The organism is Marinobacter sp. (genome assembly GCF_040882185.1).
GTDB lineage: Bacteria > Pseudomonadota > Gammaproteobacteria > Pseudomonadales > Oleiphilaceae > Marinobacter.
In genome coordinates this window covers 33,622-47,519 of the sequence record NZ_JBBEBW010000024.1, presented here as the reverse complement: position 1 = coordinate 47,519, position 13,898 = coordinate 33,622, and the positions used below count along the sequence as shown (strand labels likewise).

Annotated in this window: 9 protein-coding genes and 1 tRNA gene; 7 read left to right on the top strand and 3 right to left on the bottom strand. The window is 53.8% G+C overall.

The features are described 5' to 3' along the window. The first annotated feature begins 1 nt into the window (after position 1). The 5 genes from rpoD (at position 2) to WEB64_RS13535 (ending at position 5,889) form a co-directional block, all read left to right on the top strand. On the top strand, positions 2–1,831 hold the full coding sequence (gene rpoD / locus WEB64_RS13555) for an RNA polymerase sigma factor RpoD (protein ID WP_368060859.1): 1,830 nt from the start codon (positions 2–4) through the stop codon (positions 1,829–1,831). 78 nt (positions 1,832–1,909) lie between these two features. After that, positions 1,910–1,986 (top strand) — tRNA-Ile (locus tag WEB64_RS13550). Positions 1,987–2,098: 112 nt separating this feature from the next. Continuing rightward, positions 2,099–2,338 (top strand): TIGR02647 family protein, encoded by a 240-nt coding sequence (locus WEB64_RS13545; protein ID WP_368060858.1) that lies wholly within the window; start codon positions 2,099–2,101, stop codon positions 2,336–2,338. A 243-nt stretch (positions 2,339–2,581) separates the two neighbouring features. Next, positions 2,582–3,451 carry a tetratricopeptide repeat protein gene (locus WEB64_RS13540; RefSeq protein ID WP_368060857.1) on the top strand — a complete coding sequence of 290 codons (870 nt, stop codon included), beginning with the start codon at positions 2,582–2,584 and terminating at the stop codon, positions 3,449–3,451. Positions 3,452–3,471: 20 nt separating this feature from the next. After that, on the top strand, positions 3,472–5,889 hold the full coding sequence (locus WEB64_RS13535) for an EAL domain-containing protein (protein WP_368060856.1): 2,418 nt from the start codon (positions 3,472–3,474) through the stop codon (positions 5,887–5,889). A gap of 135 nt (positions 5,890–6,024) precedes the next feature. On the opposite strand, the gene WEB64_RS13530 is transcribed toward WEB64_RS13535, so the two are convergent. Further along, positions 6,025–6,570: a PEP-CTERM sorting domain-containing protein gene (locus tag WEB64_RS13530; protein ID WP_368060855.1), complete on the bottom strand. Its 546-nt coding sequence runs from the start codon at positions 6,568–6,570 to the stop codon at positions 6,025–6,027. A 408-nt stretch (positions 6,571–6,978) separates the two neighbouring features. On the opposite strand from WEB64_RS13530, the gene WEB64_RS13525 reads away from it, so the two are divergent. Then, positions 6,979–9,273 carry a molybdopterin-dependent oxidoreductase gene (locus WEB64_RS13525; protein WP_368060854.1) on the top strand — a complete coding sequence of 765 codons (2,295 nt, stop codon included), beginning with the start codon at positions 6,979–6,981 and terminating at the stop codon, positions 9,271–9,273. A 138-nt stretch (positions 9,274–9,411) separates the two neighbouring features. Then, on the top strand, positions 9,412–9,870 hold the full coding sequence (locus WEB64_RS13520) for a DUF2489 domain-containing protein (RefSeq protein WP_368060853.1): 459 nt from the start codon (positions 9,412–9,414) through the stop codon (positions 9,868–9,870). 372 nt (positions 9,871–10,242) lie between these two features. Here WEB64_RS13520 and WEB64_RS13515 read toward each other — a convergent pair whose 3' ends face one another. Both WEB64_RS13515 and recG read right to left on the bottom strand, forming a co-directional pair. Continuing rightward, a complete protein-coding gene (locus WEB64_RS13515) occupies positions 10,243–11,607 on the bottom strand; it encodes an HDOD domain-containing protein (RefSeq protein ID WP_368060852.1) in 1,365 nt (454 codons plus the stop codon). Positions 11,608–11,819: 212 nt separating this feature from the next. Then, a complete protein-coding gene (gene recG, locus WEB64_RS13510; protein ID WP_368060851.1) occupies positions 11,820–13,895 on the bottom strand; it encodes an ATP-dependent DNA helicase RecG in 2,076 nt (691 codons plus the stop codon). Between the last annotated feature and the right edge of the window lie 3 nt (positions 13,896–13,898).

The following is a 13,898-nucleotide window of genomic DNA, read 5'->3' as shown; positions in this document are numbered from 1 at the left end:
TATGTCAGGCAATTCGCAGAAATCACGTTTGAAAGACCTCATTGCCCGAGGCAAAGAACAAGGTTACCTGACTTACGCCGAGGTTAATGACCACCTCCCGGAAGACATAGCCGATCCGGATCAGGTGGAAGACATCATCCGGATGATCAACGACATGGGCATTCAGGTTTCTGAAGTCGCGCCGGATGCCGACACCCTGTTGATGGCCGAAGGCGATTCCACGGCAGACGAGGCTGCGGCTGCAGAAGCGGCTGCCGCATTGGCAGCCGTTGAGTCCGATGCGGGCCGCACGACCGACCCCGTGCGCATGTACATGCGCGAAATGGGTACTGTTGAGCTGCTGACCCGGGAAGGTGAAATCGTTATTGCCAAGCGGATCGAAGAGGGCATCCGTGACGTCATGGCGGCCATCGCCCATTTCCCAGGCACCGCTGGCACGGTCATTCAGGCTTATGAGCGCATCATCGAGAATGAAGGTCGCATCAGCGACATCGTGACGGGTTTTCTTGATCCTGATGACGCCGAGCCGTTCATGGGCGAGGAAACCCCTGCCGCTGCCAATAACTCCAGCGACAGCGATGACGACAGCGACGAAGAGGAAGAGACCGAGAGCGGCCCGGATCCCGAAGAGACCCGCCTGCGCTTTGAGTTGTTGAGTGAAAAACTGGCTGCTGCCAACAAAGCGCTGGAAAAACATGGCCGTGGACACAAATCGACACAGCAGGCGCTCAATGAGCTGGGCCAGGTTTTTGCCCCGTTCAAGCTTGGCAATAAAGCGTTCGATGAACTGGTCAACGTCATCCGTTCCACCAATGAATTGGTGCGGGAGAACGAGCGTACGGTGATGCGTATCTGTGTGCGCGAGTGCAAAATGCCGCGCAAAGACTTCATCAAGTCGTTTCCGGGCAATGAGACCAATATCGACTGGGCGGTCAAGATCAGTAAGAGCAAGAAACCTTATGCTGCGCCCATGAGCGAGCGCCTGGACGAAATTATCCGGATGCAGAAGCGTATTGCCAATGTGCAAAACGAAGTGGATCTGGACATTCCGGACATCAAGGAAATCAACCGTCGCGTTTCCATTGGCGAAGCCAAAGCCCGCCGCGCCAAGAAAGAAATGGTCGAGGCCAACCTGCGCCTGGTTATCTCCATCGCGAAGAAGTACACCAATCGCGGCCTGCAGTTTTTGGACCTGATTCAGGAAGGCAATATCGGCCTGATGAAGGCTGTCGACAAGTTTGAATACCGCCGTGGCTACAAGTTCTCCACCTACGCCACCTGGTGGATTCGTCAGGCCATCACCCGCTCCATCGCGGACCAGGCGCGGACTATCCGTATTCCGGTGCACATGATCGAAACGATCAACAAACTCAACCGCATTTCTCGTCAAATGCTTCAGGAGATGGGTCGCGAGCCAACGCCGGAAGAACTCGGCGAGCGCATGGAAATGCCGGAAGACAAGATCCGTAAAGTGCTGAAAATCGCCAAAGAGCCGATCTCCATGGAAACGCCGATCGGTGATGACGAAGACAGTCACCTTGGCGACTTCATTGAAGACATCCAGGCACTCTCGCCAGTAGATTCTGCAACCGCAGAAGGTCTTCGCGAAGCTACTCGTTCCGTGCTGGCAGGCCTAACAGCCCGCGAATCCAAGGTGTTACGCATGCGGTTTGGTATTGAAATGAATACCGACCACACGCTGGAAGAAGTCGGCAAGCAGTTCGATGTGACCCGAGAACGCATCCGTCAGATCGAAGCCAAGGCATTGCGCAAACTGCGCCATCCTTCCCGCTCCGATCACCTGCGCGGCTTTATTGACGATCAGGGTTAACAGCACCAGTGGCGGGCGCCTGCCCTCATGGGTATAATGGCGCCCGCTGCACTCCCCTGCAGTGAAAGTTTGCTTTTAGGGCCTATAGCTCAGTTGGTTAGAGCAGAGGACTCATAATCCTTTGGTCGCAAGTTCGAGTCTTGCTGGGCCCACCATTTCTGCTTTTCTCCGCTCACAACAGTTCGTACAATCATTTCGTCTTTGTCGAATGGCCACATTTCGTATACAACTAAAGACTGGTTCCCAACAATAATTCAAGGAAACGTCATGTCCTTTCCCCCAGACTATATTGAAGAACTCAATCTGCTCGCGTTGTATAACCTCTCATCGGCGCAGGAGGGCATTAAAGTTCACCGTCATTCTGCAGCTCCGGAATCGGTCGCCGCTGCAGAACGGCTGTTCAGGAAAGGCCTGATCACGCAGGTGGACGGTGGTTATCTGACACCGCTGGGCAATGAGACGGCGGAGCATACCCATAAATTGCTGGCGATTCTTACCAGCGGCTGACGTGCATGAGTTCAAACCTGATGCTCAGCACTGGTGACTTGGTGCGTAACAGGTTTTATCGTTGCCCCCGAGGCTAATGCTTGTGAGGGTGTCAATCATCGTCAATGAAGATCAGTGTGTTGCGAGATTCTGTCGGTTGTATTCGTGGGATCTTATTGGTTGTATTTATGTAACGATTGCAGTTTTTTAACAAGCCTTGTGGGAATATGACGGACTACCGAATACAGTTTTTGGTGACGTCTGATGTATCGATTATTCGTTGTTCTTTTTCTGGCTCTAATTCTGGCAGGCTGCGAAAGCCTGCAACGGGAAAGATTTCTTGAAGCATCCAGTGAGCTATGGGGCAGAGCTGGCGAAGCCTTTAAAGGTGTCGGACAGGTACCGGCCGATGATGAATTCAGTTCAGAGCTGAACCCTCTCTTTCAACAACCTTATATAGATCCGTTGACACGCTACCTCATTCGTTATGAAGGCGATGAACCAAGGTCCGACGTGCTGGCGATAGTTCGACAGGAGCGGGACAGGCGGTGCGATGTCATTGCCGATCGATACTCAGCCAAACCTATCTCGCAAGAAGCCCTGAATCTTTATCGTGTCGGATATCGTTTCTCGTGCCCGCAGGATGTAAACGCTTATGCTCAACGGCTGAAGAAATTAGAGGCCGAAGCGAGTGAAGATGAAGTGCGTACGACCGAGCGCGAAAACGCCGAAGATGAAGAACCAGTTGCCAGTGAGGTGAGCAAGGCACCGCCCTCTAAGCAGCTCAGTGATTGTTATCTGCTCACAACTATCCGTAATTTCAGCGGAGCTTCAAAAGCCTGCCTGCAACCCGCAGAAGCTGGCGATGTTCAGGCGCAAACCAATATGGCACTGATTGCCTATTCATTAAGAGATTACGCGAAGGCACAACAGTGGGCGCGTCGTGCAGCTCCGGCCTCTGGAGGCGCGTCCTATCTGCTCGGACAGATGTACAGTACGGGCAACGGCGTTGAACAAAATAAAGAAAAAGCAAAAACATGGTACATAGAGGCCGCTGAACAGGGACATGCAGAGGCAAAAGCCGCTCTTGAAGAGCATTCGGATGGGATGTCCGACGGAGTGGCCGTTAACTAACCCCAAAAGGTTACACGTCGATGCAGTCATGGTTGCACCAGCGCCACCGGTCCTGGAAAGCCCATACGTCCATGCAATCCCTCATGTGGTTGCTGGCGTTTCTGGTTGGCCTTTTTTTCTCGGGCATGCTGCTGCTTTCTCACCTCAACCTCAGCTACTCCCAGCAGGCGATGTCAGAGTTGCGACGTGACCAGATCAGGGATGTCTTTTTTGCTGGCGTTGCCCGCATTGACGCCAGACAGATTGCGCTTCAACGGCATACCTCGTCGCTAGCGATAATTGGCGAAACTTTTTATCGTCTGGCCCAGGGGAGCGAAAATAACACCCGAAATGCCAGCATTCTGAGAGCGCAACTCGAGACGTCACTGAAAGCCCATTTAAGCGAATTTGACGGAGCCTCCGGCGCTGGCGTCTGGTTCGAACCGGGCATCCTGACAGAGGCGAATCAAAGCTACTCCCCTCATTTCATCAAGTCCGCGCGCGCACCGGGACCCACCCTGACCAGAGACTCCGGCGGTTATCGCTCTGCTGACTGGTTCAAGCGAACACTGGGCAGTAACTGGGCTCCTGAACAGCATGTACCCGGCCAGGTATACTGGTCACCTGTTTATTTCGATTTCGCCACCAAACGCGCGGTGCTGACGCTTGCCAGCCCGATGTTCGATGTCGATAACCAGTTAATCGGCATGGTCACAACAGGTTGGGCTTCGGACCAGATCATTGAACTGGTGAGCCGTGTTGAGGTGACCGAAAACAGCTTCTCGTTTCTCAATGACCGCAACAATCGCAATCTTTCGAGCCTCAGTCTCGATAACGACACTCTTCTTGAGCAACAGCTCATTGATGCCATTCTGGATCTGAAGCTCTCTGCGAAGCTACCGGACAATACGGGACTGATGCAACCGTCGACGGTACAGCCGGAGCGTCTGCAAACCCGCTCGATTAAAGTCAGCGGCCGGATTTATGAGCTCTACTACGCGGCAACCCCCGCCGGCATGGTCTATGGTGCCGGTGTTCCGAAAGATGAGATCGACCGTGTGCTCATCCCCATGCGGGACACCAATTACCGGATACTGGCCATTACGGGGTCGGTACTTTTGGTCCTGAGCCTTTACCTGTTGTATCGCATCGTTCAATTGATTCGAGAGCTGCAAGCCTCCTACACTGACCCACTGACCTTACTACCCAACCGGGCGAAACTGTTAAAAGACCTTGGTGCACGCAGCGAAGCCTGTCTGATTGTGATCAACCTTGATCGCTTTCAGGAGGTCAACAGTCTGTTTGGCAGCGCGTGTGGCGACCAGGTTCTGCTCACTCTCTCAGCCGAACTCCAGCTGTTCCTGAAAGTTCACACCAAGGACAAGCGGGCCCGGGTTTATCGTGTGGCCGGTGATGAGTTTGCCCTGCTGGGACCGGTCATCCCCGAAGTTGATACCAGACAGTTAGCCAACAAACTGAACGAATTTCTACAGCACCAGCGGATCTCCTGGCAGCAACAGATTCTGAACATTGACGCCACCACCGGGATCGCTTTCGGTCCCGTAAAACAGAGCGCTGCGTCTAGGGACCAGCTTCTGAGCCAGGCGGCGATTGCATTGCGTCTTGCCAAGGAACAGCGTCGTAACTACCTGATTTATGATTCCCAGGAGCAGATCGAGAAGAACTACGAGCAAAATCTTTATTGGGCGCAACGTCTTAAAGAAGCGCTGGCAAAGAACCGAGTTGTCCCCCATTTCCAGCCCATTTACGACAACCGCCAGGGCCGCATAAGCAAATACGAATGCCTGGTAAGGATGCTCGATGAAGAGCACGGCGTCATAGCCGCCGGGCAGTTTCTGGGCATCGCCAATAAACTTCGTCTCGACCGGCAGATTACCCACATCATGATTGATAAGTCCTTTGCTGAGTTCAGACACCAGCCTTATGAATTTGCGATCAATATGTCCTATGCCGACCTGGTGGAGCCGGAGATTCTTGAGTTGATTCTCAGTCATCTCCAGGCAAGCACCATCGGTAAGCGATTGATCTTTGAAATTCTTGAATCCAATGGCATCGAGAACTACAACGAAGTGCTGCATTTTATAGAGCAGGTAAAGCCGTTCGGATGCCAGATTGCAATAGATGATTTCGGCACTGGCTACTCCAACTTCGAGCAACTACTGCGCCTTAACATCGACATCATCAAGATTGATGGCAGCTTGATTCGGAACCTCGATGAAGACTCAACGGCTTTTACTGTAACCCACGGCATAGTCCAGTTTGCCAAAAGTCTTGGCATTCGGACCGTGGCAGAATTTGTGCACAATGAAGCCGTACAGGCAAAAGTGCTCGAACTGGGTATCGATTTTTCTCAGGGAGAATACTTCAGTATGCCGGGGCCGAACATTCTGGCACAGAAGTCTGGCGTTACTCATTTGCAGATTATGGACAAACGCTGACGCCTGCTGAAAAGTTTCTGCTAGAGAGTTCCTGCTGAAGAATACGGCACCTATTTTCCCCATTGGCACTCAATGGAAAAACCCGCACTCAAGAGTGCGGGTCCGGGTAGGTGTAGCGAGGTTATTGCTTCAGGATCACTTTATCCTTAGACGACGTTTGATCCCCATTGCAAAAAGGCCCAGGCTCAATAAGGCTAGCGTGCCAGGCTCCGGTACTGAAACAACCTTATTGCCAAGTGTCGCAACGTGACTGATCGTCAACTCTTGGCCATCCGGAAGGTTAAAACTGGAATTAAGCAGTGCTGTGTCGATCACCGCCCAATCAAAGTCAGCATTGTTCTGAAACAGTGCCCACCAGGTTGCGTTCTTGATCATAAAGTACTCGGTTGGACTGTCCAGCATATAGCCGATCAGGCTGCTGTCCCCGTCCACGAACTGGTAGGTCTGATTCTCTGTTTTCACGCCATAGGTTGTATCGGGCTCCAGCACGGTATTGATCCAACAAAGTTCAGTAGTCGGACTGCCGCCGGGGCCACAAAGACTCGACACATCGTCTTTGTCTGCCTGCGCTATCAACAGATCAACACCCCCTACGAATACCCCACCTATCAGATTTGCGGAAACTCCGCTCGCCACTGTCGATAAAGCTACTAAAACCAACGCCTTTGAAAATGCATTCATTACTGAATCTCCAAATTATCGTCGATGTCCTCGTGATGAGGAGCAAAACCGTTCGATTGATTACCCGCTTAGCTCCCACCTTTCTCTGGCATTGCCCCTATTGATCCGGAATTTTCGAATGCCTGACTGGAGGTAGGCAGAATCTATACCTATAGCTCGTTAAGACTTAAAAAACAGAATGTTATAAGAATACTTCTAATACTCTGCGTAAATAGTGTGTATATTTTTTCGACACTAAAGCTAGCTTGTACTGCAGAAAACGGAGCGAGTTTGCGAGTACTGGTTCCCATTAGGAGGGCATTACTCACCAAAGCAACCCTCGGTTTTCCCTCAAAGCAAAATCCTGATAATCTGGTTGCCTTACAAAACCAATATTCCAATAACAATTGTAGAATCGGAGAGAGCACCATGGAGAACGGCACTCATTACCGCACCTGTCACTTGTGTGAAGCCATGTGTGGCGTGGCCATTGAAATGAAGAGCGGGCGTATAGCGTCTATCAAGGGCGATGATAACGACCCCCTGAGTCATGGCCACATCTGCCCCAAAGCCATCGCTCTACAAGACCTCCATGAAGATCCGGATCGCCTCAAAAAGCCCATACGGCGCACGTCTACTGGCTGGCAGCAAATGGAATGGGACGAGGCTTTTGACCTCGTGGCTGAACGGCTGCACGAGGTTCGCAAGCAACATGGTAAGAATGCAATTGGGGTATACCAAGGTAATCCAAACGTGCATAACCACGGCGCCATGATAGCCTCACTACCCTTTCTCCGGGCCATCGGTAGTCAAAACCGATTCTCTGCAACGTCGAATGACCAACTTCCACACATGCTTGCCAGTCTGGAGATGTTCGGGCACCAGATACTCTTCCCGATTCCGGACATTGATCGCACTGATCTCTTCATGTGCATTGGAGCCAATCCCATGGCCTCCAATGGCAGCCTGATGACAGTGCCGGATATTCGCGGCCGACTCAAAGCTCTTAAAAGCCGCGGGGGAAAACTGGTGGTGATTGATCCCCGTAACACGGAAACCGCCAAACTGGCAGACGAATTTCACTTCGTGCGCCCGGGCAGTGACGCCCTGCTTCTGATGGCTATGGTCAACACTCTGTTTGCCGAAGACAGGGTCGATCCAGGCCACGCTGAGCCCTGGATCAAGGATATCGACCTTATACGTTTGGCAGCTTTACCCTTTACACCGGATGCCGTGAGCGCCCACACCGGATTGATGCCTGAGGCCATCAGAGATCTTGCACGCCAGCTTGCCACGACTCCGAAGGCCGCTCTGTACGGACGCATTGGAACCAGCACCCAAGCCCATGGAGGCGTCGCAACCTGGCTGATTTATGTGCTCAATATCCTGACCGGCAAGCTCGACACGACCGGTGGTGTGATGTTCACCCAACCTGCGATAGATATGGTGGAGCTCGGTGCGATGTCCGGCCAGAAAGGTCATTTTGGTCGACGTACCAGTCGGGTCAAAGGGCTGCCGGAATTTGGCGGTGAGTATCCCTCAAGCACCATCGCGGATGAGATTCTGACCCCAGGCGAGGGTCAGATAAAGGCCTTTGTGACGGTAGCGGGAAACCCCTTGCTCTCCAGCCCCAATGGTGGGCGTCTCGAGGAAGCCTTCAGCGGCCTGGAGTTCATGGTCTCGGTGGATTACTACCTCAATGAAACCACCCGCCATGCGGATGTCATCCTGCCGCCGACTGCCGCCCTGGAACGCAGTCATTATGACCTCATATTCAGTATGTTTGCGGTTCGTAATACCGCCAAGTACAGCGAAGCGTTGTTTAAGCCAAGCCCCGATGCCCGCCACGACTGGCAAATTATGCTGGAGCTTGCTCATAGGCTTGAGAAGAAACGCAAAGGCGGTCGCCTGCCGCTCCGGGCGGAAGCTGGATGGAGAGCATTCAAACAGTTAGGACCAGATCCATTGCTCGACATCATGCTTCGTAGTGGCCCCTATGGCACCGAATTGGGGCCAGCAAAACCCCTGATCCAACCGGCCATGGACCTGCTGATGGGCATTCTGCCTGAGCGGCACCCGCTGAAAGGACTCGCGCGACTCAGCCCATTAGATCGTCGATGGCGTGATCTTCCCAAAGGATTATCACTGTCAGCGCTCAAGGCCAACCCTAGCGGTATTGATCTGGGACCCCTGCGCCCCTGCTTGCCAGACCGAATATACACCCGAGATGGCAAGATCAATCTCGCTCCCCGGCGCTATCTGCGTGACCTTGATCGTCTGATCGCCCGACTCGAAACCCCGGCATCCGATGAACTCATGCTTATTGGCAGACGCCATGTGCGCAGCAATAATTCGTGGATGCACAACAGCCAGCGTCTAGTGAAAGGCAAAGACCGCTGTACGATGATGATTCATCCAACGGATGCGTCCCGCTTGGGACTTTTGGAAGGCGATGCGGCAGAGCTCAGTACCGACGCTGGCAAAATCGTGGTGCCGGTAGAAATCACCGAGGACATGATGCCCGGGGTGATTTCCGTTCCCCATGGCTGGGGTCATTCTCGCATGGGCACCCGTCAGGCAGTCGCGGAAGCTCATGCAGGCGCCAGCATCAATGACATCATTCGGGATGACCAAATTGACCCGCTGAGTGGCACATCGGTTTTGAACGGTCAAACCGTCCACGTCAAAGCCTGGAAAGCTGAGCGAAGTCGAAAGCGGGCCTGATAGATAACATGTTCGGGCGTCCGACCTGCCAGCAACTGACATAAATGTCATGGGCCGTTCGGGAGGCGCGCCGTATTCTTTGTTATGCTGGCGATCTCGGAGCGCCGTCTCTTAAATGACAAACGAGGACTTTCTAGTATGCCGGTCTGGTCGCAATGGATATTAATACTCGCGGGGCTAGCGGCAATCGTGCTTCTGGTGGTGTTCATCAGCCGCCAAACGAGGGTGCTTAAACGTGATAAGGCGACTGCTGATCGGACCAAGGCGTTTCAGGATGAACGTCGGGCCAGCATGATAAAGAGCATTCAGGTACTGGCGATGGCAGTTGAGCAGGATCAGATCGAGTATTCCGAAGCCTGTCTGCGCATTAAAGGCTTGCTGGACCATGTCGCTCCCGATTTACTGAATCAGACCCCCTACCGGATTTTTCAGGAAATGCATGAGCACATGCAGCATATGCCGACCCATCAGGCGCGTCAGGACACAGATTCCAGATTTGTTCAGAAGATGGACGAGGAACGATTTGCGCTGGAGAAGCAACATGCCGACACCATTCGTCGCGCCGCGACCGCCATACGTCATCATCGCTTTCAATAATTTTGACGGTAAGGTTTGCACCGGACTGATTTTGTGTAATTTTTTGTAATCAGTCGTCGGTCACGGAAATGTAATAGCTTTGTAAAATCAATCCACTTGCCGCCGCTCGGAAAGCTGACGCTCCGGTCAAATTTCTCCTGTCGCATTTATGGACTTATATTTTCCCACCTATTGACTAGATTCAAATCAAAGCAACCTATCCATTAAGCCTAAAAGACTAAATCCAGCCAAAGCAGCAATAGTTGGCCTGACTGGATCGGGGCGTTCAACGCATTACCCAGAGTAGTTGTTTTGATCTGCAACAAGCGGGTGAGCTTGCCGGCCTCAGGGCCGGCTTTTTTATGGCCTCAAGCCAACACCCTATCCCCATAATCAGGATTGCATCATGCCAGCCATCGCCATAATGCTAGCTTTGTTCTGCACCAATTCATCGAATTGTTCTTCCACCATCTTGCGATTCAAGCCCAGTTGATCGAACACGGAGTCAGGCACGCTTTCTCCGACCCCAACCGGAATTCCCCGGGCAGTGAGTAGTTGGCGACCGAGCCAGAGCAGTTTCGGATAGACAGAATGCGTGCCAGCGTAATCGAGATCTTTCTGATGGCGAATTGCGGTGTTGATCTCATCCGGCATGCCCCAGTTACTCATTAACTGAGCACCGATCTGTTCCCGGGTCACCCCCAGAAGATGATGTTCCACAATCGCAGTATCGAGGTGGGGATTCACTTCCCAGCTACGGCAGGCCAATTTGAAATGCGGCGGAAAAACCTGGGCCAGTACCAGATAGCCAAAGTTGTGCAGCAATCCTGCAAGATAGGCCAAGCCATAGGCCGGGCGTTCTCCGCGACGCATCATACTAGCCAGAGTACCGGCAGATTGCGCTTGCCAGATTGCCTGTTGCCAGTAGCCGAGGTACCCCGCTGGCTGATCGCTAGGCTGTTTCAGGGCACGGCCAAGGGCCAGGCCCATCGCGAGATTCATCACCAGATCAAACCCCAGTATCCGTGATACCGCGTCGTGAACGGAGCGAACCTCGGCTGCCGAGGCATAAAATGAAGAAGATGCCCAACTGACCACCTGGGCCGCGAGGCTAGGATCGCTCTCCACCACATCGACCAGATCACCCATCACGGCATTCGGGTTTACCCGAAGATGGATAATTCGCTGGGCAGTTTCCGGCAATGGTGGCAATTCGAGAGTGTCATCGAGGCGCTGCTGGATTCGTAAGCCGGTGAACCGCTTAAGGGCTGACTGTAGCTGGGCCTGATCATCTTCCGGGCGATTCAGGTTCACCCCGATACCAGTCACTGGCACCGCGGCGGCAACCCTATCAGAGTCCACTGTGAGCAATCCGAATGCCTTGCCGTCCAGCAGCAGTCGCTCGGAGCTATGTCCATCCACGTAAACGCAGACCGCTGACGAGCTATCCACCGTCTTATCGATATAGCAGGGCAGCCCTGTGAGCGTCGGCAGAGCTGGCACAGTTTTAACACCAAGCCGTTCGCAAACTCGCATCTGGTGCTTTAAAGGCACAATGTGGAAATCACGGCCTAATTGCTCATTAAAGGTCGAAATATCGAATAGATCCTGGTGCCGGAAAATAACCTGAACCTGGCCCTGATCATCGCCGAGAAGCACCGTACGAAGCACATCACTCACATCGTCACTGGACTCTCGCAACGCCCAACCGGGCACAGTCTCTTCCAGCAACTGCCGGACTGAGACGGGTAATTCCATGATATTCCCCTATGGTGGAGGTCGGCGGTATCCCTGGAGGGACCCCCGACCCGTGATAAATATCTGATTACAGTCTAGAGCAGACAACGCTGGCCAGAAACCCCAGTGTCACGCAGTAGGTCAACGACTTGGCCAGACGGGACACCGATAACAACAGCAAACCCTGATGGTCTGTAGCTGGGTGCTCACCATGCGTGGCGCAGGTGATCTTTTTACACATCACCGTAACGAATACGTTCCCCCAGCCAACGACGGATGAGCGCATCCACCATTGTTCTATCCTTCATAAGCGTGGGAGCAATCCCCCGAACGGTTTCAATCCAACCTTTGTCCCGCTCAAAATCAGCCAGTCTGAACTGCATCATACCGGTCTGGCGAGTCCCTAGCACCTCGCCCGGCCCCCGAATCTCGAGATCTTTTTCAGCAATTATGAAGCCATCCTGACTTTCCCGAAGCGCCTGTAACCGGGCCTTGCCGTTCTGGGATAGCGGTGGGTGATACATCAGTACGCAGAAGCTGGCCTCCTCACCCCGCCCCACCCGTCCACGAAGTTGGTGCAACTGCGCAAGACCAAGGCGTTCGGGATTTTCGATAATGATAAGGGACGCATTCGGAACATCAACACCCACCTCAATGACCGTGGTCGCTACAAGCAGATCCAGCTTCCCGGTTTTGAACCGGTCCATCATGTCGACTTTCTCAGTCGCTTTCAGGCGACCATGGACCAGCCCCACTTTCAATTCTGGCAGTCGATCAGCCAACGCTGCAGCGGTCACCTCTGCCGCCTGGCATTGCAGTGCCTCGGATTCTTCAATCAGCGTACACACCCAATAAGCCTGGCGACCCGCACTGCACGCATCCCGAACTCGTTCGATAATATCGTCCCGGCGGCTGTCTGGGATGGCTATGGTTTCGATCGGCTTGCGCCCCGGGGGGAGCTCATCGATGACCGAAGTATCCAAGTCAGCGTAGGCGCTCATCGCAAGCGTGCGGGGGATCGGGGTGGCAGTCATGATTAACTGATGGGGCGCGAGCTCACCGGCAGCCCCCTTTTCCTTCAGCGCCAGTCGTTGGTGGACACCAAAACGATGCTGTTCATCAACGATAACGAGCGCCAGCCGGTCAAATAGTACGTCATTCTGAAACAGCGCGTGGGTACCTACCATCATCTTGGCCTGACCGCTCGCAACGTCCTCCAGCACTAGCGCCCGAGCCTTGCCCTTGATCTTGCCTGACAACCAGGCCAGCCTGATACCCAATGGATCAAGCCATTCCCTGAAATTGGTGAAGTGCTGTTCAGCCAGAATTTCGGTCGGCGCCATCAACGCCACCTGGGTCCCCGCTGCAATCGCCTGCAAAGCTGCCATCGCCGCGACCACCGTTTTGCCAGAACCCACATCACCCTGCACCAGGCGCAGCATGGGAAGAGGTTGGCTGAGATCCTGACGAATTTCCCGGCACACCTGCTCCTGGGCGCCAGTCAGTTTGAAGGGCAGGCTATCCCGGAATCGGTCAGTCAGTTCCCCGCTCGGCAACAATGGCAGAGCATGCCTGGCCTGAATCTGCTCTCTCACCCGCAACAAACTGAGCTGATGCGCGAGCAGTTCTTCCATCACCAGGCGTTGCTGCGCTGGATGACGGCCTTCCATCAACAAGTAGACCGGGGCATCCGCTGGAGGCGCGTGGACCAGTTCAACCGCTACAGAAATACCGGGCAGCTGATAGTCCGCCAGCAAAGCTGGAGGTAGCCAGTCACGGATCGGATAGCGCTTCAGATAGCCAAGCGCCTGCTGACACAGCCCGCGAACCCTGGGCTGCTGAATACCCTCAGTTAACGGATAGACAGGGGTCAGCGTAGCTTGGTCTTGGGCAGGCATCGGGGGCGGGTTAACCTGGTATTCCGGGTGGTAAAACTCGTAGCCCGCCCGACCCGGCCTTACCTCACCATAGCAACGCACCCGCTGGCCTTCTGTAAGCTGGCTCTTCTGGGCGGCATTGAAATGAAAAAACCGCATCACCAGGAAGCCGGAACTGTCTTTCAGTGTCACCTGCAAACTGCGACGCCGGCCAATGACCAGATCTGTTTTGACCACCTCTCCTTCCACCACGCCCACATCGCCCACCCGAAGGCTCCCCATCGGAATAACCCGGGTACGATCTTCATAACGATGCGGAAGATGGAACAGCAGATCCTGCAAGGAACGGATTCCAAGCTTTGCCAGGGTCGCTGCCAGAGCGGCCCCGACGCCTTTGAGAGTCGTTACCGGGAGGTCGTCCAATGACGTCATGGC

Coding starts and splice junctions, on each gene's coding strand:
- rpoD (WP_368060859.1), top strand. CDS start 2: ATGTCAGGCAATTCGCAGAAATCACGTTTGAAAGACCTCATTGCCCGA.
- WEB64_RS13545 (WP_368060858.1), top strand. CDS start 2,099: ATGTCCTTTCCCCCAGACTATATTGAAGAACTCAATCTGCTCGCGTTG.
- WEB64_RS13540 (WP_368060857.1), top strand. CDS start 2,582: ATGTATCGATTATTCGTTGTTCTTTTTCTGGCTCTAATTCTGGCAGGC.
- WEB64_RS13535 (WP_368060856.1), top strand. CDS start 3,472: ATGCAGTCATGGTTGCACCAGCGCCACCGGTCCTGGAAAGCCCATACG.
- WEB64_RS13530 (WP_368060855.1), bottom strand. CDS start 6,570: ATGAATGCATTTTCAAAGGCGTTGGTTTTAGTAGCTTTATCGACAGTG.
- WEB64_RS13525 (WP_368060854.1), top strand. CDS start 6,979: ATGGAGAACGGCACTCATTACCGCACCTGTCACTTGTGTGAAGCCATG.
- WEB64_RS13520 (WP_368060853.1), top strand. CDS start 9,412: ATGCCGGTCTGGTCGCAATGGATATTAATACTCGCGGGGCTAGCGGCA.
- WEB64_RS13515 (WP_368060852.1), bottom strand. CDS start 11,607: ATGGAATTACCCGTCTCAGTCCGGCAGTTGCTGGAAGAGACTGTGCCC.
- recG (WP_368060851.1), bottom strand. CDS start 13,895: ATGACGTCATTGGACGACCTCCCGGTAACGACTCTCAAAGGCGTCGGG.